General features: G+C 71.4%; 24 protein-coding genes. 8 read left to right on the top strand and 16 right to left on the bottom strand.

From position 1 onward, the window contains the following. Window positions 1-12 precede the first annotated feature (12 nt). The 7 genes from VFC33_03910 to VFC33_03880 form a co-directional block, all read right to left on the bottom strand. Entirely contained in the window at window positions 13-891 is an 879-nt protein-coding gene (locus VFC33_03910) for an LLM class flavin-dependent oxidoreductase (GenBank protein HZR12373.1), read from the bottom strand. Between the two features lie 30 nt (window positions 892-921). Further along, a complete protein-coding gene (locus tag VFC33_03905) occupies window positions 922-2,136 on the bottom strand; it encodes a cytochrome P450 (GenBank protein HZR12372.1) in 1,215 nt (404 codons plus the stop codon). Between the two features lie 7 nt (window positions 2,137-2,143). Next, window positions 2,144-2,995, bottom strand: coding sequence for an SDR family NAD(P)-dependent oxidoreductase (locus tag VFC33_03900; GenBank protein HZR12371.1), 852 nt, complete (start codon window positions 2,993-2,995; stop codon window positions 2,144-2,146). Window positions 2,996-3,074: 79 nt separating this feature from the next. Further along, window positions 3,075-4,274, bottom strand: a complete 1,200-nt coding sequence (locus tag VFC33_03895) for an amidohydrolase family protein (protein HZR12370.1) — start codon at window positions 4,272-4,274, stop codon at window positions 3,075-3,077. Beyond that, window positions 4,271-5,479, bottom strand: coding sequence for a DegT/DnrJ/EryC1/StrS family aminotransferase (locus VFC33_03890; GenBank protein ID HZR12369.1), 1,209 nt, complete (start codon window positions 5,477-5,479; stop codon window positions 4,271-4,273). Before VFC33_03890 ends, VFC33_03895 begins: the two co-directional genes overlap by 4 nt. Further along, a complete protein-coding gene (locus VFC33_03885; protein HZR12368.1) occupies window positions 5,479-6,351 on the bottom strand; it encodes an amidohydrolase family protein in 873 nt (290 codons plus the stop codon). Before VFC33_03885 ends, VFC33_03890 begins: the two co-directional genes overlap by 1 nt. 17 nt (window positions 6,352-6,368) lie before the next feature. After that, window positions 6,369-6,878, bottom strand: a complete 510-nt coding sequence (locus VFC33_03880) for a MarR family transcriptional regulator (protein ID HZR12367.1) — start codon at window positions 6,876-6,878, stop codon at window positions 6,369-6,371. 72 nt (window positions 6,879-6,950) lie between these two features. Here VFC33_03880 and VFC33_03875 point away from each other — a divergent pair, with 72 nt between their 5' ends. Further along, window positions 6,951-7,694, top strand: coding sequence for a class I SAM-dependent methyltransferase (locus tag VFC33_03875; GenBank protein HZR12366.1), 744 nt, complete (start codon window positions 6,951-6,953; stop codon window positions 7,692-7,694). Between the two features lie 18 nt (window positions 7,695-7,712). Here VFC33_03875 and VFC33_03870 read toward each other — a convergent pair whose 3' ends face one another. The 4 genes from VFC33_03870 to VFC33_03855 are packed head-to-tail and all read right to left on the bottom strand — an operon-like array spanning window position 7,713 to window position 11,871. Then, entirely contained in the window at window positions 7,713-8,282 is a 570-nt protein-coding gene (locus VFC33_03870; GenBank protein ID HZR12365.1) for a heme-binding beta-barrel domain-containing protein, read from the bottom strand. A gap of 3 nt (window positions 8,283-8,285) precedes the next feature. Next, complete coding sequence (locus tag VFC33_03865) at window positions 8,286-9,593, bottom strand: aromatic ring-hydroxylating dioxygenase subunit alpha (protein HZR12364.1); 1,308 nt, start codon at window positions 9,591-9,593, stop codon at window positions 8,286-8,288. A 44-nt stretch (window positions 9,594-9,637) separates the two neighbouring features. Then, a complete protein-coding gene (locus VFC33_03860; protein ID HZR12363.1) occupies window positions 9,638-10,153 on the bottom strand; it encodes a nuclear transport factor 2 family protein in 516 nt (171 codons plus the stop codon). After that, complete coding sequence (locus tag VFC33_03855) at window positions 10,150-11,871, bottom strand: amidohydrolase family protein (protein HZR12362.1); 1,722 nt, start codon at window positions 11,869-11,871, stop codon at window positions 10,150-10,152. The genes VFC33_03860 and VFC33_03855 overlap by 4 nt, the downstream gene beginning before the upstream one ends. Before the next feature lie 148 nt (window positions 11,872-12,019). Between VFC33_03855 and VFC33_03850 the strand changes: the two genes are divergently transcribed. Both VFC33_03850 and VFC33_03845 read left to right on the top strand, forming a co-directional pair. Beyond that, on the top strand, window positions 12,020-12,877 hold the full coding sequence (locus VFC33_03850) for a helix-turn-helix domain-containing protein (GenBank protein ID HZR12361.1): 858 nt from the start codon (window positions 12,020-12,022) through the stop codon (window positions 12,875-12,877). A gap of 34 nt (window positions 12,878-12,911) precedes the next feature. Continuing rightward, window positions 12,912-13,397: a hypothetical protein gene (locus tag VFC33_03845; protein HZR12360.1), complete on the top strand. Its 486-nt coding sequence runs from the start codon at window positions 12,912-12,914 to the stop codon at window positions 13,395-13,397. Here VFC33_03845 and VFC33_03840 read toward each other — a convergent pair. Together VFC33_03840 and VFC33_03835 are read right to left on the bottom strand one after the other, a co-directional pair. Then, window positions 13,386-14,144, bottom strand: a complete 759-nt coding sequence (locus VFC33_03840; protein HZR12359.1) for an enoyl-CoA hydratase-related protein — start codon at window positions 14,142-14,144, stop codon at window positions 13,386-13,388. The two genes, VFC33_03845 and VFC33_03840, sit on opposite strands and share 12 nt — an antisense overlap. After that, on the bottom strand, window positions 14,141-15,118 hold the full coding sequence (locus VFC33_03835; GenBank protein ID HZR12358.1) for an LLM class flavin-dependent oxidoreductase: 978 nt from the start codon (window positions 15,116-15,118) through the stop codon (window positions 14,141-14,143). Before VFC33_03835 ends, VFC33_03840 begins: the two co-directional genes overlap by 4 nt. Before the next feature lie 390 nt (window positions 15,119-15,508). Between VFC33_03835 and VFC33_03830 the strand changes: the two genes are divergently transcribed. Next, on the top strand, window positions 15,509-16,333 hold the full coding sequence (locus VFC33_03830) for a hypothetical protein (protein HZR12357.1): 825 nt from the start codon (window positions 15,509-15,511) through the stop codon (window positions 16,331-16,333). A gap of 80 nt (window positions 16,334-16,413) precedes the next feature. Then, on the top strand, window positions 16,414-17,637 hold the full coding sequence (locus VFC33_03825) for an amidohydrolase family protein (protein ID HZR12356.1): 1,224 nt from the start codon (window positions 16,414-16,416) through the stop codon (window positions 17,635-17,637). Between the two features lie 62 nt (window positions 17,638-17,699). On the opposite strand, the gene VFC33_03820 is transcribed toward VFC33_03825, so the two are convergent. Both VFC33_03820 and VFC33_03815 read right to left on the bottom strand, forming a co-directional pair. After that, complete coding sequence (locus tag VFC33_03820; protein HZR12355.1) at window positions 17,700-18,953, bottom strand: amidohydrolase family protein; 1,254 nt, start codon at window positions 18,951-18,953, stop codon at window positions 17,700-17,702. Between the two features lie 21 nt (window positions 18,954-18,974). Beyond that, a complete protein-coding gene (locus VFC33_03815; GenBank protein HZR12354.1) occupies window positions 18,975-19,757 on the bottom strand; it encodes an acetoacetate decarboxylase family protein in 783 nt (260 codons plus the stop codon). Between the two features lie 67 nt (window positions 19,758-19,824). Here VFC33_03815 and VFC33_03810 point away from each other — a divergent pair, with 67 nt between their 5' ends. After that, a complete protein-coding gene (locus VFC33_03810) occupies window positions 19,825-20,487 on the top strand; it encodes a TetR family transcriptional regulator (protein HZR12353.1) in 663 nt (220 codons plus the stop codon). 1 nt (window position 20,488) lies between these two features. On the opposite strand, the gene VFC33_03805 is transcribed toward VFC33_03810, so the two are convergent. After that, complete coding sequence (locus VFC33_03805) at window positions 20,489-21,511, bottom strand: winged helix DNA-binding domain-containing protein (protein ID HZR12352.1); 1,023 nt, start codon at window positions 21,509-21,511, stop codon at window positions 20,489-20,491. Window positions 21,512-21,582: 71 nt separating this feature from the next. Between VFC33_03805 and VFC33_03800 the strand changes: the two genes are divergently transcribed. Further along, complete coding sequence (locus VFC33_03800) at window positions 21,583-21,906, top strand: metalloregulator ArsR/SmtB family transcription factor (protein ID HZR12351.1); 324 nt, start codon at window positions 21,583-21,585, stop codon at window positions 21,904-21,906. Next, the gene (locus VFC33_03795; GenBank protein HZR12350.1) at window positions 21,903-22,361 is read left to right on the top strand and encodes an SRPBCC family protein; all 459 of its coding nucleotides are present in this window, start codon (window positions 21,903-21,905) and stop codon (window positions 22,359-22,361) included. The genes VFC33_03800 and VFC33_03795 overlap by 4 nt, the downstream gene beginning before the upstream one ends. The last annotated feature ends 61 nt before the right edge of the window (window positions 22,362-22,422 follow it).

Here is a 22,422-nt window from a genome sequence, read left to right as displayed (position 1 = left end):
GCGTCGACCCGGTCAGATGCCGAGCGCGTCGCGCGTGCGCGCGAGCTCGTCGGGATCGGCGGTCGTCGGCACGAGGAACAGTTCGTCGGCACCGGCGTCGGTGACGCTCTCGACCACGCGGCGGAGCGCCTCGGGCGTGTGACACGTCACGTTGTCGGCCGCCCACCTCCCCACCGGCTCACCGAACACCTTCATGTACCCGTACGCGTAGCCGCGGAGCCGCTCCTGCGCGCCGGGACCGAGCGCGTACCAGATGCTCGTCGACAGGTGAGGAGGCTGGTCGCGCTGCGCGTCGCGCCACGCGGCGCGCACGCCGTCGAACGCCGCCGCGATCACGTCGCGGTCGCCGTCGAGCGTGAACGCGCCGTCGACGCCGCTCGCCCACCGCGCCGCGCGCGCGATCGCCTTCGGGCCCATCACACCGGCGATCAACGGCGGACCGCCCGGCTGGACGGGTGGCGGTCCCACCGGGTCGGCACCGTCGAACGGCGGCTCCTGCGCCCAGATCCGCCGCATCGTCGCGATCTGCTGGTCCATGCGCGCCCAGCGCCGCTCCATCGACGCCGAGATCGCGCGGTAGTCGTGCTCGCGTCCGCCGACGCCGACCCCGACCGTCAGCCGGCCGTCGCTCAGCACGTCCGCCGACGCCATCTGCTTCGCGACGGTGACGGCGTCGTGCGCGGGCAGGATCACGATCGTCGTCCACAGCCGCACGCGCTCCGTGAGCGCGGCCGCGGCGGCGAGCTGCACGGTGACGTCGTGGCTCGTGAACGTGATCCGCTCGGGGACCGCGAGGCTCGCCCACGGCCCGCCGTCCACGGCGCGGCACCACGCGAGCACCTCGGTGCGCCCGTGCGGGAGCATCGTCGGCAACGTCATCGAGAGCTGCACGGCGCGCCGTCCGGTTGCGCGGTCAGGCCGTCACGCCACGAGGCGGACGGGCAGCGACTTGAGCGCGTTGTTGAGGTTCGACCGCGTGCGTCGCGGTGTGCCGGTGAGCTCGATCGACGGGAACGTCGCGAGCAGCTCCTCGAAGAACACCTTGCCCTCGAGGCGCGCGAGGTGGACGCCGAGGCAGAAGTGCTCGGCGATGCCGAACGACAGGTGCGGGTTCGGGTTGCGATGGATGTCGAAGCGCTGCGCGTCGTCGCCGAACACGTCCTCGTCGCGGTTCGCGGACGTGTAGTACATCGCGACCTTGTCACCGGCTTTGATCGTGACGTCGCGCAGTTGCGCGTCGGCCGTCGCCGTGCGGCGGAAGTAGTGCAGCGGGTTCGCCCACCGGAGGATCTCCTCGACCGCCCCGGGGATCAGCGATGCATCGGCGCGCAACTCCGCGAGCTGGTCCGGGTGCTGGAGGAGCGCGAGGAGCCCGGACGACAGCATCGTCTTGGTCGTGTCGTTGCCCGCGGTGACGAGCTGCACGAAGAAGCTGCCGAAGTCGATGTCCGTCATCTGCCGGCCACCGAAGTCGGCGTCGAGGATCAGCGTCGTGAGGTCCTCGTGCGGCGGCTCCGTGCGGCGGCGACCGGCGAACGCGATCGCGTACATCGCCATCTCGATCGAGCCGTTGCCGGTGTCGCCGTTCTCGCCGGCGAGGTCGGGGTCCTGCGCGCTCGTGTTGCGCTCCGCGAGCGTGTTGATCAGACCCCAGTCCTCCTTCGGGATGCCCATCAGCTCCCCGATGACGCGCGATGGCAGGAACGCGGTCACCTCGTGCACGAACTCGACGTCGCGCTTCTCGCGCGCGTCGCGCATGATCTCGCGGCAGATCTCGCGGATGCGCGCCTCGAGGCCGGCGATCACCTTGCGCTTGAAGCTCGGCGCGACCGGGCGTCGGTACGTCGTGTGCCGCGGCGGGTCCATGGCCAGCAGCATGTCGCGCATCATCGCGAGACGTTCCGCGTCGAGGTTCTCCAGCACGACGCCACCCTCGCTCGCGCTGAACAGGTTCGCCTCGCGCGCGACGTGCACGATGTCGGCGTGCTTCAGCACCGCCCAGTAGCCCGGCTCGCCCGGCATGTCCTGCCAGAACACCGGCTGCGTGCGGCGCAGCTCGGTGAACAGCTCGTGGGGCGGGCCGTCGACGTAGGCGTCGGGGTCGTAGATGTCGATCGCGGTCGTGTGCGTCGTCATACGAGGATCACTCTCGCGCGCCTCCTCCGCCGAGCGCGGCGGGCGCTTCGCCGTCCAGGTCCATCACGGTCAGGCCGAGCTCGTCGATGAGGGCGAGGCTCACGTCGATGCGTCCGGTGTGGTCGGGCGGGCAGTCGCAGAGGGCGACCGTCGCCTCGACCATCTCTTCCATGGACTCGATCTGGTCGGGTCGCAGCTTGTCGCCGACCAGCTTGTCCGCACCCTCGCTGAGGACCGCTGCGCGCGGCTCGATCGTGTTCACGCGCACGCCCGTCCCGTACAACTCGGCGGCGAGCCCGTTCGTCAGACGGTTGAGCGCGGCCTTCGACGCGCCGTAGATCGTGATCGTCGTGGACAGCACGCCGTCGTCCTCGGGCGGCATCCGGAACAGCCGGGCGGAGCCGCTCGACAGGTTCACGATCCAGCCCTCGCCCCGCTCCACCATCGACGGGATGACGGCCTGCGCGAGGTCGAGCGGCCCGTGCACGTTCACCTCGAACGTCAGCAGCCGCCGGCGCAGCGGGTAGTCACGCAGCGGCTGGTAGATCGCGGCTGCGGCATTGTTGACGAGCACGTCGATCGGCCCACCGAGCGCGTCGACGGCTTCGGGGACGATGCGGGCGCGTTCCTGCGCGTCGGCCATGTCGGCGACGATCACGGCGACCTTCCCGCCGTGGCGCTCGAGGTGCTTCGCCGTCTCCTGCAGCGAGCCGGGCAGCGTCGGGTGCGCATCGAGCGTGCGCGCGGTGATCGCCACATTCGCCCCCTCGGCCGCGAGCCGGCGCGCGATGGCCGCCCCGATCCCCCGGCTCGCGCCCGTGACGAGCGCCCGCCGCCCCGCGAACCGCCGCCGGCTCACCGCCCCCCTCCCTCGGTTGGTACACAAGTCGCGGTCATAGGCGCGACTTGTGTACCAACGCGGCGTGAGGTGGGAGTGCTCACGCGCGCGTGAAGGCCGGGGAGCGGTTGCCTTCGGGGATCCCCTCGTACGGTTCCATGAGCTCCTCGACGGTCGGGCCGACGCGCTGCGCGACGGGCGCGAGCGCGTCGAGGTCGAACCCGTAGACGTCCGCCGCGTTCGCGCCGAGGACGCGGCGCAGCTCGTCGGCGGGCGTGCCCGCGAACGCGCGCCGCAGGCCCTCGCGCGTGTTCGGGTACGTGCTCTCGTCGTGCGGGTAGTCGCTGCCCCACAGGAACCGGTCGACGCCGATCGCGTGCCGCACGTCCGCCTCGACCGGGCTCGGGAAGCTCACGCCGACCCAGCAGTTGCGCGCGAAGTACTCGCTCGGCCTCATCGGTGGGACGTCGTCGGGGTCGTACTTGAGCTCGCCGATCCGGCCCGTCCTGCGCATCTGCGCATGGAAGCCGTCGAGCTGCGCGAGCACCGGCGGGATCCACGACGCGCCCTGCTCGGTCAGCACGAACTTCAAGCCCGGGAACCGCTCGAACACGCCGCTCAGGAGCATCTGCGTGAGCGGCCGGCGCGAGAAGAACGTCGTCTCCGCGATCCACAGCAGTCCCGCTGCAGGGTACGGCCCGTAGTCGGGCATCCCCGCGCCGCCCGAGTGCGTGTTGACGACCACGCCGAGCTCCTCGCACACGCGCCACAGCGGGTCGTAGTCGGGCGCGTACAGCGGCTTGATGTGCTTCATGTCGTCGGGGACGGGCTGCAGCAGGACCCCGCCCCGCAGACCGTGCGCGTGGCACCAGCGCACGTCGGCGATCGCGTCATCGACGTCGTTGAGGAAGATCTGCCCGATCCCGGCGCGCCGCTGCGGGAAGCGCGCGCACCAGTCGGCGAGCCAGCGGTTGTGCGCGCGGATGCCGGCAAGGCGCAGCTCGTACTCCTCGGGCATCGGCGGGCGCGCGATGACCGCGCCCGTCGGGAAGAACGGCGGGATCGTGTTGGGGAACGTCACCTCCGCGACGACGCCGTCGGCCTCCTGCTCCGCGATCCGCCGTTCGTCGTCCCAGTTCTGCGTGCGCCGGCCCGCCTGCAGGTCCTTGAACGGGTTGCTGTAAGCGCCGCGCCAGCGGTCGAAGTCGTCGAGGTACCGCTCCTCGAGGTACGAGCGGTACATCTCGTGGTTGCCGCCGGCGTGGCAGTCGGCGGAGATCAGGGTCAGACGCTCGCTCACGGGAGAAACGCCTCCGCGGTGTGCCAGATGTAGTCGACGTCGTCGTCGGTGAGCGCGTGGTTCGAGGGCAGGATCACGCCCTGCTCCATCACCCGATCCGCGTTCGGCAATCCGCCCGCGGGCGCGCGGTGCGCGACGCCCTTGAACGCGGGCTGACGCAGCGCGTTGCCGGTCCACACCATGCGGGTGTCGACGCCGTGCGACTCCATGTGCTGCTGGAACGCGGCCCGGCTGACACCGGACTCGGGACGGATCAGCAGCGGGAACATGTGCCAGGCGGTGTCGACCTCCGCGGTCGTCCGCGGCAGCACGAACACGTCCGGACGCGTCGCGAAGTGCTCGGACAACCGCGCGAAGTTCCGCTGCCGCGCGGCGAGGTTGGCGGGGAGCTTGTCGAGCTGGACGAGACCGAACGCGGCGCTCAGCTCGCTGGGCTCGAAATTCCAACCGAGCTCGTCGAAGATGAAGAGGTTGTCGTACTCGAGACCGTCGTCGATGCGGCTGAAGAAACGCTGCTCGACACCCTTGCGCGACCCGAACAGCTGCACCTCGGATCGGCGTCCCCACCGCCGGAGCAGCAGGCACCGGTCGACGAGATCGGGATCGTCGAGGCACACCATCCCGCCCATCCCTGCCGCGGTGATGATGTGGCTCAAGGCGAAGCTCGTGACCGAGATGTCCGAGCGCGTCCCGGTCGGAGTGCCGCGCAGGCGCGCCCCGAGCGCGTCGCACGAGTCCTCGACGACCTTCAGATGATGACGGTCCGCGATCGCGCGGATCTCGTCCCAGTCGGGCACGTTCCCGATGAGGTTCGGCACGAGGATCGCCTTCGTCGCGGGCGAGATCATCGCCTCGATCGCGGCGACCTCGACGTTGTACGTGTCGGGCTCGACGTCGACGAACACCGGCACGAGCCCGGCCCGGACGATCGGGGCGACGTCGGTCGAGAACGTCACCGCCGACGTGATCACCTCGTCGCCCGGCTGCAACCCGAGCAGCTCCACCGCGAGGTACAGCGCGGACGACCCGGAGTTGCACATCACGCCGCGTGCCTTGCCGAACAGCTCCGCGACGCGGCGCTCGAACTCGCGTGTCCGCTTGCCGATCCGCAGGCCGGTCGCACCCGAGCGCAGCACGTCGACGACGGCGTCGATCTCGCGCTCGTCGTGGACGCTGCCCGCGTAGTCGATCTTGCGCGCCGCCATCACTCCGAGCTCTCCAGCTTGAAGACGCGCATGGCGTTCTCGCGCAGGAACTTCGGCCACACGTGGTCGCGGAACGGCACGTCGGGGAGCTCGGCGAAGATGCGCTCGAGGCTGAGACCCATCGGGTAGTAGCCCGCGTACATGATCTTGTCGGCGCCGCGGGTGTTCGCGTAGTCGACGATCGCCTTCGGGTAGTACTTGGGCGCGAACGCGCTCGTCATGTACGACAGCCCGGGCCACTTGAGCATGAGCTTCACCGCGAGCGCCTCCCACGGCTCGGCGCCGTGGCGCATCACGATGCGCAGCTCGGGGAAGTCGTAGCAGACCCGGTCGAAGTGCATGACGTCCTGGCACGCCGACGGCAGGCGCGGTCCGGCGATCCCGGCGTTGGCCACGATCGGCACGTCGAGGTCGATGCACGTCTGGTAGATCGGGTAGTAGCGACGGTCGCTGACGGGCACCTGCGGGCTGCAGCCCGCGGGAAACGTCGTCACCGCCTTGATGCCGTGCTCGTCGTACGCGGCGCGGATCCTGCGGACGGCGCCGGTGATGTCGTTCGGGTCGATCTCGACGCTCGCCTTGAAGCGGTCCGGGTGGTCCTTGAGCGCGCGCGCGGCCTGCTTGCTCCCGAGGCCCACGAGCCCGATCGCGATCCCGAAGCGGTCCATCTGCTCGAGCGTGACGTCCACCGGGTCCTTGCCCTCGTCGAGGCGGTTCGGCACGTCCTTGAACATGTACTCCGCGGGGAACTCCATGTCCTTGCTCCCGGCGTCCTTCAGCTGCGACTGCATGAAGTCGTAGTGGGCGCGCGCGTTCGCGCTCGGGAAGCCGATCATGAGGTCGACGACGCCGACGTCGGTGGGCATGGGCATGGGTGCTCTCCCTCGGGTCATCCCGCTCGTTCGTCGACGACGTCGCGGTAGCGCTCGGCGCGCAGGTCGTCGACGAAGCGCGCCAGCAGACGCGCCAGCTCTGCACGGTCGCGCGACGACCACTGGGTGAGCACGTCGGCCATGTGCTGGTCGCGCACGCGGGTGATGCGCCGCGAGACGGCGCGCCCCCGCGGCGTGAGCTCGACGACGGTGACGCGCCCGTCCGCCGCGCTCGGGGACCGGCGGACGAGCCCCTCCTCCTCCAGCTGGCGGACCTGCCGGCCGGCCGCGGCCGGGTCCATGTGGGTGAGCCGGGCGAGCTCGCCGAGCGACGACGGGCCGGCGTCGTCGATCCGCCGCAGGAGCGTGACACCCGGTTGCGACACCACGACCCCGGCGGCGGCGGCCTGGCGGGCGTGGACCTTGCGGCTCGCGTTCAGCCGGAACAGGGTCTCGAGCGCGCGCTGCACGGTGTCGAGGTCGTCCATCACCGTCGGAGCGTACGAGTACTTGTAGGACTCAGTCAAGTTTCCCACCTTCGTTCCGTGAAGCGAAACGGCAACGATGTGGCCGCCGCGCTTCACAGAAGGAGGGGGCGGATGTTCTACGGGCCGGACCAGGCGCGGATTCACCACGACGCGTTCGGGTCGCTCGCGCGCGAGGCGGCCGGCGCGCTCGTCGGGCTGCTCCACGCGGCCGGCCTGACCCGCGGGACCGTCGTGGACCTGGGGTGCGGCTCCGGGATCCTCGCGGCCGCGATGTGCGACGCGGGGTACGACGTCACCGGCGTCGACATCTCTCCCGCGATGGTCGAGCTCGCGCGCGCGACGGCGCCGCGCGCGACGTTCCGGGTCGGATCGCTGCTCGACGCGCCGCTCCCCCGCTGCGTCGCGGTCACGGCGATCGGCGAGGCGCTCAACTACGCGACCGACGAGCGGGCCGGGCGCGAGGCGGTCCGCTCGCTCGCAGCACGCGTCTACGACGCGCTCGAGCCGGGCGGCGTGTTCCTGTTCGACGTCGCGACACCCGGTCGCCATGGTCCCGACCGGCGGCGGGCCGTGTTCCACCGGCACGACACCTGGTGCCTCGGGATGCACGCGGAGGAGAGCGAGGACGGGACGACGCTCGACCGGCGCATCACCATCTTTACGAGGGCCGACGGCGGCACGTATCGCCGGACCGACGAGCACCACGTGCTGCGGCTCTACGAACCCGACCCGCTGGCCGCGCTCCTGCGCGACGCCGGCTTCGACGTCGCCGTGCGCGACCGCTACGTCGACGACCCCGCGCCCACGACCCCGCCGGGCGGCTGGCACGTGTTCGTCGCGCGCAAGCCCACGTAGCTGCGTGGCGTCCGAGCGTCAGCCGTCGACGCGGTGCATGACGTTGCGATCGGTGTGGTCGAGCGGCGCCGGGAGACGCGAGATCTCGACGACCGTCCGCTCCTCGTACGCGAACGTGTCCGCGTCGCGTACCTCGATCGTCACCTGGTACAGGGTCGTGCGCGCCGCCGTCGCGAGGTACTGGTTCGACAGGATGCCGTACGTCTCCGAGCCGACCTCGGCCTGCATTGTCCACGTCGTCGAGTCCACGTGGGCCGGACCGCCCGCGAGCACGGTGCAGCCGCGCGGGACCATGAAGCAACGCATCACCTGCCGGGCGTCGCCGTCCCACAGCCAGTACCCGACCTCGGTGTGGAACGGGTCGTCCTCGCCGAGACGCCATGCCGCGGTCCGGTAGTCGAGCCCGAACAGCGACTGCTTGCCGTTGAGCACGGGCCCGAACGGGTTGAACACGGCGCGCTCGCGGTAGCGCGTCTCGGCGACCTCACCCGTCGTGTTGGCGAAGGCGACATCGACGCCCTCGTCGCCCTCCCACGTGCCCGCGAGCGCGGCGAGCGGTCCGAGGTCGGTAGGTTCGGGTGCGGGCATCTCTCACTCCTGAGGGTCGGACGGGCCGATGCCGAGGTAGCGCTCGAGGTTGCGGTGCGTGTTGAGGACGCGGCACTCCTCGCCCGACAGCGTGAGGTGCGTCATGCCCGGTTGGTGGAGGCCGCGCTGCACACCTTCCGCGACGGACGTGTCCGCGTTCAACACCAGCCCCAGGTCCGCCTGTTCCGCCGGCAACGTCACGTCGACGGGCTTCGTGCGCGGCGCGTCCGCGGACGCCGCCCGCGTGTAGTGGTACGCGACGAACTGCGCTTCATCGGGCGTCGCGCCCGGACGCGCGGACAGCACCGACAGCAGGTCGGGCGTGACGAGCACCGTCGTGTTCGGGAACAGGTTGTACTGGTGCATCCGCAGCATCCGGTCGGTGTCGAGGTGCGACAGGTCGACGCCGTTGGCCGCCTGCGTCTCACGGATGCGCTGCGCGATGAGGTCCTGGACCGTCTGGCCCGGCGCGAGCGGCGGCACCGGGCACGGCTCGGTGACACCCATGCGCGCGCCCTGCGTCGCGACGAACGAGTCCCACACCTCCTGGTCCGGGAGCCCGCCGCGAAAGCGTGGGCTGGGCACGCCGTAGATCTGCTCGGACTTGCTCGTGTGACCCCACACCTGCTGCGGCGCGTCGATGTCGTCGATCGACCCGAGCATCTCGCGGTGCAGACCCTGGATGTGGTACGTCTCGCTGAACCCGTCGACGACGACCTTCCAGTTCGCGGCGAGCGGGATCGTGACGACGGCCGCGCAACGGAACTCGTCGAGCCCGGCCCACGCGGCGTCGTCCGGGACGGCTTCGAGGTACTCGCGCAGCGGGATCGCGTCCGGATCGAGGTTGACGAACACGAGGGGGCCCCACGTGTCGACCCGCACGGGGAACAGCGGGTAGTCGTCGTTGCGCAGCACGCCGAACCCCTTGCGCGACGGGACCTCGCGCAGCCGCCCCTGCAGGTCCCACGCCCAGCGGTGGTAGCCGCAGCGCAGCTCGCCCAGCCCGGAGCCGGACCCGGTGCACAGGACGTTCCCTCGGTGGCGGCAGACGTTCTGGAAGGCGCGCAGCTCGCCGTCGTCGCCCCGCACGACGAGCACGGAGTACGGGCCGAGGCGGTGCTCGAAGAAGTCACCCGGGTGGGCGACGTGATCGGGTGTGCACGCGACGTGCCAGACGCGCGGCCACATGCGCTCGAGCTCGAGCGCGGCGAACGCCGGCGACGTGTAGCGCGCGGCGGGGACGAGCGTCGGCCGTGGGCGGTCCCCCGCGACGGTGGTGATCGCAGCACCCACGGGCGCGTCCTCGCTCATGTAGCCGACCTGCGATCCGGTCGTCGCCATCGTCCGCCTCCCCGTCACACGCCGGAGTACGCGATGTCGCTGCGGTCCCGCGCGCCGATGGTCCATCCTTCCGCGAACGCGAACCGCTGCGCCGCCGGCGTCGTCACCGTCGTCGACCAGTCGAACGCGCAGACCCGCCGCGCGATCAGCCACCGGCCGTCGCGACGTTCGAAGCGGTCGACGTAGCGCAGCCCGAGCACCATGTCGGTCTGGTCACCGGCGTCGTCGGGGTGCGAGACGTGGTGCGCGACGCAATACGTGTCCACGTGGGCGACGTCGCCGTCGAGACGGACGAACGGCGGCCCGACGAAGTGCATCGTCGCCGCGAAGTGCGGGAGTGTCTCGACGACCCACCGCGCGAACGCGCGTCCGTCGCCCCGGAACACGTTGTGGTCGTCGACGCCGTCGTCGTGGTAGCAGGTCGCGATCAGCTCCTCGTCGAGCCGGTCCGTCCCACGAGCGAGACGCTTGACGACGTCGGTGATCTCCTCGCGCGCGAGGAGCTCCTCGACGGTGACGCCTGCGCTCACGCTGCCCCGCGCACCAGACGGCCGGGACGCGCGCCGGTGTCCTCGCCGCGCTCGATCGTCACCTCGCCCGACACGACCGTCGCGACGTAGCCGTCGGCGCGCTGCACCAGCCGACGCGCGCCACCCGGGAGGTCGAACACCATCTCGGGGAGCTGCAGGTTGAGGTTCTCGAAGTCGATCACGTTGAGGTCACCCTTGTAGCCGGGCGACACGAGCCCCCGGTCGGCCATGCCGTAGAGGCGCGCGGTGTCGCGCGTGATCTTGCGCACCACGCTCTCGAGCGGGATCTTCTCGCCGCGGTCGCGGTCCCGGGCCCAGTGACTCAGCATGAACGTCGGCATGCTCGCGTCGCAGATCACCCCGCAGTGCGCGCCGCCGTCCGAGAGGCCGAGCGCGGCCATCGGGTGCACGAGCATCTCGCGCAGGTCGTCGAGGTTGCCGTAGCTGTAGCCGAGCAACGCGAACATCAGCAGCTCGCGCCCGTCGTGACGGAGCATCACGTCGTAGAGGACCTCGTCCTCCGAACGGCCCTCGCGCCGCGCGATCGCGGCGATGCTCGTCGCGGGGTCGGGCTCGTAGTTCGGCGGCTCACCCATCGGGAAGATGCGGTCGAGGCTCGCGTTCACGTACTGCAGGAGCGGGTCCTCGCCTTCGGGCTGCTCGGACAGGATCGCGGCGCGCACCTCGGGCTTGCGGAGCTCCGCGATGCGCTCGCGGAACGGCAGACGCTCGAGCTTCTTGTACGTCGGGCGCGACCGCAGCGGGTGGAAGGTCTGGAACCCGACGAGCATGTTGAGCGGGCGGCCGGCGACCTGCGGCCGGAGATCGGCGCCCTCCGCGTTGGCGTCCTCGGCGCGCTTCAACAGCTCGCGCCACTGATCGGGCGCGAGGTTGTGCTGCTCGAGGATGAAGCTGACGGGACGGCGGATCGCGGTCGACAGCCGGCGCATCCACTCGACCTCGCGCTCGGGTGCGAGCAGGTCCTCGCCCATGACACCCGCGGGCGCGAGCTCGAACACGCCGCGACCCAGCTCACCGAGCGCCCGCCCGATGCCGAACAGCTCGTCCTCCGCGGCGAACGTGCCGGGGACGGGCTCGCCGTCGACGGCACGGTGCATGATCGTGCGCGACGTCGAGAAGCCGAGCGCGCCGGCCGCGATGCCCTCCTTCACGATCGCGGCCATCTGCGCGATGTCCTCGGGCGTCGCGGGCTCGTTGCGCGCGCCGCGCTCGCCCATCACGTACGCGCGCACCGCGCCGTGCGGGACCTGCGTGCCGACGTCGACCGCGCGCGGCATGCGGTCGAGCGCGTCGAGGTACTCGGGGAAGCTCTCCCAGCCCCACGTGATGCCCTCGGCGAGCGCGGTGCCGGGGATGTCCTCGACGCCCTCCATCAACTGGATCAGCCAGTCCTCGGTGCCGGGCCTCACGGGCGCGAAGCCGACCCCGCAGTTGCCCATGACGACGCTCGTGACGCCGTGCCAGCACGACGGCGACAGCAGCGGGTCCCAGGTGACCTGGCCGTCGTAGTGCGTGTGGATGTCGACGAAGCCCGGCGTCACGAGGAGACCGTCGGCGTCGATCGTCCGGCGCGCCGACGAGTCCTCCAGCGTGCCGACCTCGGTGACGACGCCGTCGTCGACGGCCACGTCCGCGGTGCGCGGCGGTTCGCCACTCCCGTCGACGAGCGTGCCGGCACGGATGACCAGGTCGTGCATGGGATCGACCTCCGGGATGGGCGACATGCGGCACTGACCGTCGGAAAGCGACGGTCAGTGCCGCATCTCTGTCGCCGCAGTCTCGCATGGACGCGATGCGCGCCGCAATGGTTGCAATGTGCGACCGGCATCCGCGATCCTCGCGGGCGTGGCCCGCCCGTCTCCGCAGACCGACCGTGTCGTCGCGCTCGTGGAGCTGCTGTCCTCGCACCCCTCCGAGACGTTCACGCTGGCCGACGTCACACGCCGTCTCGGGGTCAACAAGTCGACGTGCCACTCGATGCTCACCGCGCTGGCCGGCGCGGGCTGGCTGCTGCGCGACCCGTTCCGCAAGACGTACCGCCTCGGTCCCGCGCTCGTGCCCGTCGGCCGCGCCGCAGCGTCGTCGCTGCCCGCGCTCGACATCGCGCACGCGGCGATGGTCGACGTGAGCGTCGCGACCCACGCGCACTGCGCGGCGCTCGCGGTCGCGGGTGACGCGGTCACGGTGGTCGACAGCGTGCGCGACATGCGCGCGTCGGGCGGTGCGCTGCGGGTCGGCGCGCAGCTCCCGTTGCGACCGCCGTTCGGCTCCGCGGTCGTCGCGTGGGCAGGCGACGAGACCGTCGACGCCTGGCTCGCGCAAGTATCGGGCGATGGCCGTGCGACCGCGCGCGCTGCGCTCGACGCGACGCGTGCCCGCGGGTACGCGATCGAGCTGTTGACCGTCCCGGAGGCGCGCCTGCGCGCGATGGTCGAGCACGTCGCGCTCGCGGACCTGCTCGACGTGCTGTCGCGTGAGCTCGCGACGCGCGACGACGTGTTGCCGGTCGACGTCGACCCGTCCGCCCGGTACGCGGTCAGCGCCGTGAACGCACCCGTGTTCGACCGTGACGGCACGGTGACGCTCCTCCTGTCGCTGACCGGCTTCGCCCGCGAGCTCGACGGCCGCGAGCTGCTCGAGACGGGCCGGACGCTGAAGGCGGCGACCGACGCACTCACCGCCGCCGTCAAGGGGCGCCCGTAGCGCGATCGCCCGCCACGCACCATCATCTGGGACCGTGCTGAAGGACTTCTACATCGCGTTCGGCACGGTGTGCTTCACGTTGCTCGGCCTCTGGATCATCGTCGTCCAGACCCGGCACGCCGAGTGGCGCCACTCCTCGATGCACCGGCGGCGCGCGTACGGCGTCTCGCTCCACTTCGCGCTCCCCGGTCTGATGAGCCTCCTCGCGCTCGTCGACCCTGCGAGCACCGGGCTGTGGCGCGCCTCGTTCGCGGTCGTCGCGATCGGCGGCGTGCTCGTGCTCGGTGCCGTACGCGGTCCGGCACCCGGCCCGCTGGGGACGGTCGCATACGCCGCCGCCGCGCTGCTCTACGCGTTGATCGCGCTGATCGCGATCGCGCCGTCGATCGTGAGCGGCCTCGGCATCTCGATGCGCGCACTGCGCATCGAGGCCATCCTGCAGACCGTGCTCGTGTTCCTCGGCGCGAACGTCGCGTGGCTCCTGCTCTTCGCCGACGTCGACGACCTCTCAGCCGCTTGACCCCGCGCCGCGCGCGTTGAACTCGTCGAGCGCGGCGCGACTCGCCGTGCTCGAGAGCAGCTCCGCGAAGGCAACGTCCTCGCGGCGACGAGCCGCGGCGATCGCGTCAACGTGCGCGGCGATCATCGTCTGCTTGATCGCGCGGAGCGATCCGAGCGGCGCGCTCGCGATCCGAGCCGCGAGCGTGTGCGCCGCGGGGAGCAGGTCCGCGGCCGGGACGACCCGGAGCGCGATGCCGGACTCGACCGCTGCGTGCGCGTCGATCCAGTCGCCGGTGAGCAGCACCTCGGCGGCGCGCTGCCAGCCCATCCGGAGCGGGAACAGGTAGCTGCTCGCGGCCTCGGGCGCGACGCCGAGCGGTGCGAACGGGGCCCGGAACCGGGCCTCGTCGGCGACGAGCACGAGGTCGCAGTGCGCGAGCATCGTGAACCCCACGCCGACCGCGACGCCGTTCACCGCGGCGAGCAGCGGCTTGTCGAAGCGGCCGAGCGCGTCGAGCAGCGCGGGAAAGCCCGACGTGCCGCCCTCCCCCGCCGCCAGCTTGGCCATCTCGTCGAGGTCCTGGCCGGCCGAGAACGCGCGTCCCGCACCGGTGAGCACGACGACGTGCACGCGGTCGTCGTCGCGCGCCGCGTCGAGCGCGTCCGCGGTCGCGCGGTACAGCGCGGTGTCGAACGCGTTGAGCACGCGCGGCCGGTCGAACGTGATCGTGCGGACCCGCCCGTCGTCCGCGACCTGCACAGTCATGCGATCGCGTCCCGGAAGGCGCGCAGCTCGCGCTCGACGTCGGGACCCATCGGCGCGTACAGCAGCTCGGTCGCGCCTCCCGCCGCGGCTGCCTCGGCGCGCGCGCGGATCTCCTCGGCGGTGCCCGTCCACGTGAAGGACGGGATCAGCGACGGGTCGAGCGCCTCGCGGTCGCGCGCGGTGAGCGCGACGAGATGCTGATCGTGGACCGCGAGGTGACGCGCGGCCGCGGGGACCTTCTCCACCGACGCGCGCCACGTCGAGCCGCCCGGGATCCCGTCGACAGCCTCGGGCGCCGACTCGTAGATGCCGTGGAACACGACCGCCGCCGCGGGACCGGCCGCCGCGAGGACGCGCTCGTCGTCGAGCGCCTCGCCCTCGTCCAGGACCGTGCCGAACGTCAGCAACCCGCAGCGCTCGAAGCCCGGTTGCGGCGCGCCGACGCACATGATCCCGTCACCGATGTCGCGCGCGATCGCGGTGCCCTTCGGCCCCGACGCCGCGACGATCAGCGGCGTCCGGATCGGGCGCGGTGGCGCGTACCCGTCGGGATGGATCATCTGCACGAGCTTCCCGTCCACCTCGACCTGCTCGCCGTGCAGCAACGACCGCAGGTCGCGGACGTACCGCTCGACGAACCGCCACGGCAGCGGCTTCTGACCGAGCACCATGCGTCCGGTGAAGCCGGTCCCGATCGCGACCTCGACGCGACCGGGTGCGAGCTCCTCGAGCGTCGCGATCGCGGACGCGGTCACGAGCACGTGCCGCAGGTCCGGGACGAGCACTGCGGGACCGAGCCCCACCCGTGACGTGCGCCGCGCCGCGAGCGCGAGGACCATCCACACGTCCTCGTAGAGCGCCGGCGAGTCGTAGAACCAGACCCGCTCGTACCCGAGCGACTCCGCCAGCGCGGCGTGCTCGACGTGGCGCACTGCCGCCGGGAACGCGCACGACAGCTCGATCGACGCAGCCATGGGACCTCCTCGGGCGGCGCGGCGGGCAGCAGTCAACACGACGGGCGAACGGCGCGCGCAATCCCGTGTGAACCAGGGCCCGTACAGGGTTCGTCGGCCACAGCGGGCGGTACAACAAGACCGCGAGCGAGACAGGGGTTGTCGTCATCGGCGGCGGGCGGCACGCTGGTCTCGACGCAACGAGAGGAGGCGCCGATGTCGAATTGCCTCTCGCGGTCTGCCGGGCAAGGGCCGGAGCCGGCACGTGCCGGCCAGATCGGTCCGATCCGCCGGGAGATCGAGTTCGAACCCCTGCCCCAGCCCGGTCAGCGGCCCGAGCCCGTCCGTGAGCCCGCACCCGAGCCGGAGAAGCCGATCCCGGTCCCCGTGCCCGCAGGGACGTAGACGATCATGAGCCGGATCTCGGATCACTGCGGTGGCGGTGACGCCGGGCGTCCGCTCGTCGCCGGAACGCTCCGGGGCTATCGCACGTGGCGGCCACTGACGCGGTGGGCGCACATCCCCGACGGCGCGCTCCCGCTCGCCGCCGTCACCCAACGTCACGTGGTCTGGGGCACGACGTTGAGCGCGCGCTGCACGCTGCCCGCGGGAGTGCCGGAGCCCCCGATCGGCTTCGACCACCCCGCGCCGTCGGCCGGGTGCACGTGCGGCATCTACGCGTGGTACGAGCCCGACGACACCGGCATCCTCACCGCGCGCGTGTTCGGCGTGATCCAGGCGTCGGGCGTCGTGCTGATGGGCGACCGCGGCTTCCGCGCGCAGCATGCCGAGATCGTCGCGATCGTGACGCGCAACCGGCGACTCGCGTTGGCCTGCGAGGAGGCGGGCATCCGCGTCTACCGGCGGCGCAGCGAGCTGCTCGACGACTTCCCGCCCGAAGACGTCTCCGGTCTGATCGGCGACACGGACGACGACCGCGCCGGTGCCGATCCGGGCACCGAGCACGCTGACGGCGACGCGCCCCGCACCGGCGACGGCGACGTCGAGATCGAGGTGTCCGGAGCGGGTGGCCACACCGACAGCGAGGCGCACGACCAGTCCGCCGCGCCGCGAGGACGGACCGTCCTCGAGAACCGCATGCTCGTCGCGAGCATCTGCGCGCGCAGTGCGATCATCGCGGCCGCGGCCGTCCTGCTCCCGGGAATCGCCGCGCTGCTCGCGATCCTGTGCGTCGAGTCGTTGCTCATCGGCTATCTCGTCGCCCGGGTGCGCTGACCCGCCCCGGTCGCGCGCGTGCCCCGAGCGGCCCACGATCTTCGTCCGCACTCTCTGTAACACCGTGTTAGAGTCCGCGCATGGGCATGTCCGACCGGTATCTCGTGATCTCCGCCGACGGGCACGCCGGCGCAGACCTGCTCGACTACAAGCCGTACCTGGCGTCGCGCTGGCACGACGAGTTCGACGCGTGGGCGGCGTCGTACGTCAACCCCTGGGGCGATCTCGTCGACCCGGACGCGAACCGGAACTGGGACACCGAGCGGCGCCTGCGCGAGCTCGACGGTGACGGCGTCGTCGCCGAGGTCCTGTTCCCGAACACGATCCCGCCGTTCTTCCCGTCCGGGAACCTCCTCGCGCCGCTGCCGACGCGCGCGGAGTACGAGCGGCGGTGGGCCGGCATCCAGGCGCACAACCGCTGGCTCGCCGACTTCTGCGCGGAAGCACCCGGACGCCGCGCGGGCATCGCGCAGATCCTGATCCACGAGGTGGACGACGCGGTCGCCGAGACGCGCTGGGCCGCGGAGCACGGCCTCACGGGCGGGATCATGCTGCCGGGCGTGCCGCCGGGTCATCCCGACATCGAGCCGCTCTGGTCCGACGTCTACGAGCCGCTGTGGCAGACGTGCGAAGAGCTCGACGTCACCATGAACCACCACGCCGGCGGCGGCATCCCGCCGTTCGGGATGGACGCCGCGTCACGCGCCATCCTCCTGATCGAGCTGCCGATCTACGGGCACCGCGCGCTCTGGGCGCTGATCTTCGCCGGAGTGTTCGAGCGGCACCCGCGCCTGCGCTTCGTGCTCACCGAGCAGGGGACGGGGTGGGTGCCGGGGGGGCTCGCGAGCCTCGACTGGTTCTACGGGCGCATGGCGAAGGAGGACCATCCCGAGCACCTCTTCGGCGGCGAGGCCGTCGCGAAGATGTCGATGACGCCGAGCGAGTACTTCGCGCGCAACTGCTGGATCGGGGCCAGCTTCCTGCGTCCCGCGGAGTGCGACGTGCGCCATCTCATCGGCATCGACCGCATCATGTGGGGCGCGGACTACCCGCACAACGAGGGGTCGGTGCCGCACACGCTCGAGGCGTTGCAGGTGTCGTTCGCGAACGTGCCGGTCGAGGAGTGCCGTCAGATGTTCGGCCTCAACGCGGCCGACGTGTACCACTTCGACCTGTCGCTGCTGACACCGCTCGCGGAGCAGTACGGGCCGCGGGTGGACGACGTGCACAAGCCGTTGCAGCAGTGGCCCGCGGACTCGACGTGCGGTGCCTTCGACGACAACCCGATCGTCCGCTCCTGGTGACCCTCGCGAAGACGCGGCACTGACAGACGCATTGCGTACGTGAGTGCCGCATCTCGCGTCAGTTACGGCGACGTGAGGCCGTACTCCGCCTTCCACCAGCGCGCCTTGCGGACCTCCTCGGGGTCCGTGCGCACTGTCGGGTCCTGGCCGAAGTCCTCGGGCGTCGGGCCGATGCGCTGCGCGATCGGCGCGAGCGCGTCGAGGTCGAAGCCGTAGCAGCGCGCGGCGGTCAGGCCGAGCATGGCGCGCGCGTCGTCGACGGGGACGTCGCCGAAGTCGCTGCGCAGCCGCGCGACGGTGTTCGGCCAGGTGCCCTCGGGGTGCGGGTAGTCCGTGCCCCACATCGCGACGTCGGTGCCGATGACGTGCCGCCGGCGGATCTCCTCCTTCGACATCGTCGACGCGCCGATGAAGATGTTGGTGCCGAAGTAGTCCGACGGGAGCTTCGACACGATGCCCTTCATCATGGCGAGCATCTTCTTCGTCGTGTGGCCACCGCCGAAGTAGAAGTCCCACTTCCACATGTAGTCGGGCGCCCAGTACGCGGCCGCCTCGGTGACCGTGAACCTGAGATCGGGGTAGCGCTCGAACACGCCCGAGAAGAGCAGGTGCCACAGCGGGCGGATGGCCCACCAGACGACCTCGGCCAGATAGATGCCGATGTGGTCGTTGTACTCCTCCTGCGGCGCCTCGCCCGAGTGCGTGTGGACGACGAAGCCGGCCTCCTGGCACGCGGCCCAGAACGGGTCGTACGCGGCGTGGTTGTACGGCAGCCGGTCGTGCCACATCGTCGGGATCATCACGCCGCGGATGCCCGGTGTCCCCGCGAGCCGCTGGACCTCCTGAACGCCGCGCTCGATGTCGTGGGTGACGGGAACGAGCGCGACACCGCCGCGACGTTCCGGCGAGTGGCTGCACAGCTCCTCGAGGAACCGGTTGTGTGCGCGCGCACCCGCGAAGGCGAGCTCGGGGTCCTCGATCGTCCCGGCCGACAACCCGGCGCCGAACGGCGGCGACGCCATCCCGGTGATCGCGTCGGCGTCCGCGAAGATCACCTCGGCGGACACGCCGTCGGCGTCGAGCTCCTTGTCGCGCTGCTGCGCGTCGAACGCGCCGCGGAGACCCTCCTCGTGCTCGGTCTCCCAGCCCATGATGTAGTCGTAGTTCATGCGCATCGCCTCTTCGCGACGCGCGTTGCGCTCGGCGAGGAACTCGTCGAAGGCGGCGTGGTACCTCGACTCAAGGTAGGGCCGGTAGTTCTCGCACGACAGGCCGGCGTGGCAGTCGGACGAGATGATCGTGTAGCGATCGCTCATGGCTCGCAGTCCTTCGGTCGCTCAGTCGCGTGAGCCGAGCACGGACAGGTCGTCGTAGCGCTGGTGCAGGAACGGCTCGAGATCGGAGCGCGGGACCGGACCGATGATCCGGCCGACCTGCGTGCTCGCCCGCTCCGTCCAGTTGAGGTCCACGACGCGCCGCACGACGAGGTCGGCGACGGGGTCGAGCGGCGAGTCCTTCAGGATGAGGTCGCCGTCGATCCCCTGGTGGACGCGCGCCGTCTCGGTCTTCTCGCCGTACACGAGCAACGGGTCCTGGTCGAGCTCGCCCGGGCGCTCGGCCGACGGCGACACCTTGAACCAGAAGTCGGTCTTGCGCTTCTCGTACGGCTCACGCGTCTCGCTGATGCGGCCGCGGACCTCGCAGATCGTGAAGCCCATGCGCGCGATCGAGCCCTCGACCCGGTCGCCGTCGCGCGTCGCGCGCACGTCGCCGATCTTCTTCGGTTCGCCGTACGTGTCGCGCCCGCCGACGACCGACTGCTCCGTCGTCATCGGCATGAACACGGGGTACTCGCCGAGCACTTCGGCGTGTCGGGCCTGCACGCCGATCCAGCCGGCGCCGAACGCGGGTCCGACCGGCATCTGCACCGTCGTGATCGTGATCCGCACGAGCGGCTCGGGCCCCGGTGCGAGCGGCTTCGGGAGGATCGCGGCGATCAGGTCCGGGTCGGTCTCGTAGACCGCGGTGATCGCCTCCGACCAGATCTGCGCGGACGTCGCCTCGTGCTCCCTGCTGCGACGTTCGTCCGCGGTGCGAGCGCCGTAACGGATCTGCGCCATGGAGGTCCTCCCGGTCGGGTCTGTGGAACAGCGTTACATACCGGGTGCGTCGTGTAAAGATGAGCCGATGACCACTCGCCCCGACGCGGGCGTCGACGTGCGCGCGTCACGCCGCCGGGCGGGCGTCACGAAGGAACGCATCGTCGACGAAGCGCTGGCGATCGTCGAGCGCGACGGCGTCGACCAGCTCTCGATGCGCAAGCTCGCCGCGCAGCTCGGTGTGCAGCCGACGAGCATCTACTGGCACGTCGGCGGACGCGAGCAGCTGCTCGACGCGATCGTCGAGCGCTACAGCGGCCGGCTCGTCACCGTCGCGATCCGCGGCCGGACGCCCGCCGCGCGCATCCTCTCGGTCGCGCACCAGATCCGCGACATGGCGCGCGGCCACCCGAACCTCACGGCGGTCGCCTACGAGCGCGGGCTCACACCCGTCCTCGCGCTGCCGTTGCAGATCGCGCTCGCACGCGAGGTGACCGCCGCCGGGCTGCGCGGGAAGCGCGCCGCGCGCGCGACGCGTTCGATCCTGTACGTCGTCGGCGGGTTCATCGTGCTCGAGCCGTCGATGGCGCCCGTCCTGCCGGTCAAGCGGCGGTCCGAGGAGCTCTGGCAGTCGGTCGACGACCCGGCGCTCGACCGCGGCCTCGTCGAGGAGCTCCGCAAGCCGGTCGACGTCGACGCCGTGTTCGACGACACGCTCGCCACGCTCGTCGCGAAGCTGCTCGAGGGCTGAGTCATCCCTCGAAGGTGATCGGCGTGTCGCGTGGGAGGTCCAGGTAGCGGAGGACGTCCCGCGCGTCTCGTCGCAACGCGTCGATCGCGTCGGCGGCAACGGGCTCGAGCAGGTGGACCGTCAGCGCGTCGCGCGTGAGACCCCACGTCGCGACGGCTCGCCCGTCGACGAGTGCGAACGGGCGGAACAGGCCGTTGACCGTCACGAGACGGTGCTCCCCGACGAACTCGGCACGCGATGCCCACCCGAGGAGCAACGGGTCGTACGGGCCGAGGAGACGCGGACGCGGGACGCGCGTCGCACGTGACGGCGCGGCGGCGGCCTGCTGGAGCGCGAGACGCGCGTCGGTCAACGTGATCCCGGCCCACTTCGCGAGATCCCGCGCGTCGGCGGGCGCGTGAGCGACGAGGTACCGACGGCCGAGGCGCGCGAGCGCGGCGTGTCGTGACGTTGGGCCGGGCGCCGGTCCGAGCCAGTCGCGCGCGCTGACGAACGCGTGCTCGCCGTCGACCAACGGGCCGCGCACGAGATCGGCGCGCAGCGACGCCGCGAGCAGGACGTGGACGAGCGCTTGGCGCGCCGTCGGCACGCCCGCGTCGTCGAGCCGGGCGCGCAGCTGCGCACGCGTCTGCGGACCGTCGCATGCGACAGCGTCCATGACGACGCCGACACCGCGGTCCGCCTGCGCGCGGCTCACACCCTCCACGCCGAGCCGGCGACGGCTCTCGGTCGCGAGCTGTGGCGTGGTCAGCGGATGGAGCCACCAGTAGTCCTCGGACGCGACGAGATGCAGCGTGCCGCGGTTGAGCCACGTGACGACGAGTGAGCGCCGCCGGGTGAGCGCGTCGTCGACGTCGGCCGCGCGCAGACCCGTCGACCGGGCCCGGATCGCGAGGCGCGCGCCACGCGGGTCCTGGGCCTGGACCGCGAGGAGCCTCGTCACGACCTCCTCGGGCGTGCGCGCCGGCGGCCCGGTCAGGCGCTGGGAGCGGAGACGGGCGAGGCGCGGCGACGAGTGGTCCACGGCGGGGAGTCTGCGCGATCGGAGGCTGCGATGGGTTGACATGTGACCGATCGGTCACGTATTCTGCTCGCGTGACGGCCGACGACGACGACCGCGTGTTCAAGGCGCTCGCGGATCCGACCCGCCGGCTCCTCCTCGACCGGCTCTTCGAGCGCGACGGCCGCACGCTCACCGAGCTCGAGTCCGAGGTGGACATGACGCGCTTCGGCGTCGCCAAGCACCTGCGGGTACTCGAGGACGCGGGGCTCGTCGTCACGCGTCGGTCGGGGCGGGAGAAGTTGCACTTCTTGAACCCCGTCCCGATCCGGCTGATCCACGACCGGTGGATCGACAAGTACACGGAGCACCAGGTCTCCGCGCTCGCGGAGCTGAAGCAGCGATTGGAGCGGGAATGAGCATGACGACGTCGGTCGAGACCACGCAGGTCTACCGCGTGTTCATCAAGGCGAGCGCGCAGCAGATCTGGGACGCGATCACCAAGCCCGAGTTCACGACGCGCTACTTCCACGGCGCGCGCGTCGACACCACCGCGAAGGCGGGGTCGCCGCTGCGCTACTACGGCCCCGACGACTCGCTGTGGGGCGACGACGTCATCATCGAAGCCGACCCGCCGCGCAAGCTCGTCGCGACGTGGACCGCGCTGTGGGACCCCGACACCGCCACGGAGGAGCCGAGCCGGGTCACGTGGGAGATCGACGAGCGCGACGGCGGCATGTGCCTCCTCACGGTCGTGCACGACCGGCTCGAGGGCGCGCCCAACACGGCGGCCAAGGTGAGCGGCGAGGGCTGGATGATGGTCCTGTCCGGCCTGAAGACGCTGCTCGAGACGGGCGAGCCGCTCACTGGCTGACGTCGGCCAGAGCCATGCGCACGCGCGCACGCGGCCGGCCACGCGAGATGCGGCACTCACG

Source organism: Acidimicrobiia bacterium, from assembly GCA_035651955.1.
Classification (GTDB): domain Bacteria; phylum Actinomycetota; class Acidimicrobiia; order IMCC26256; family JAMXLJ01; genus JAMXLJ01.
Note: the sequence above shows the minus strand (reverse complement) of the source record. Positions and strands in the feature narration are given on the sequence as shown.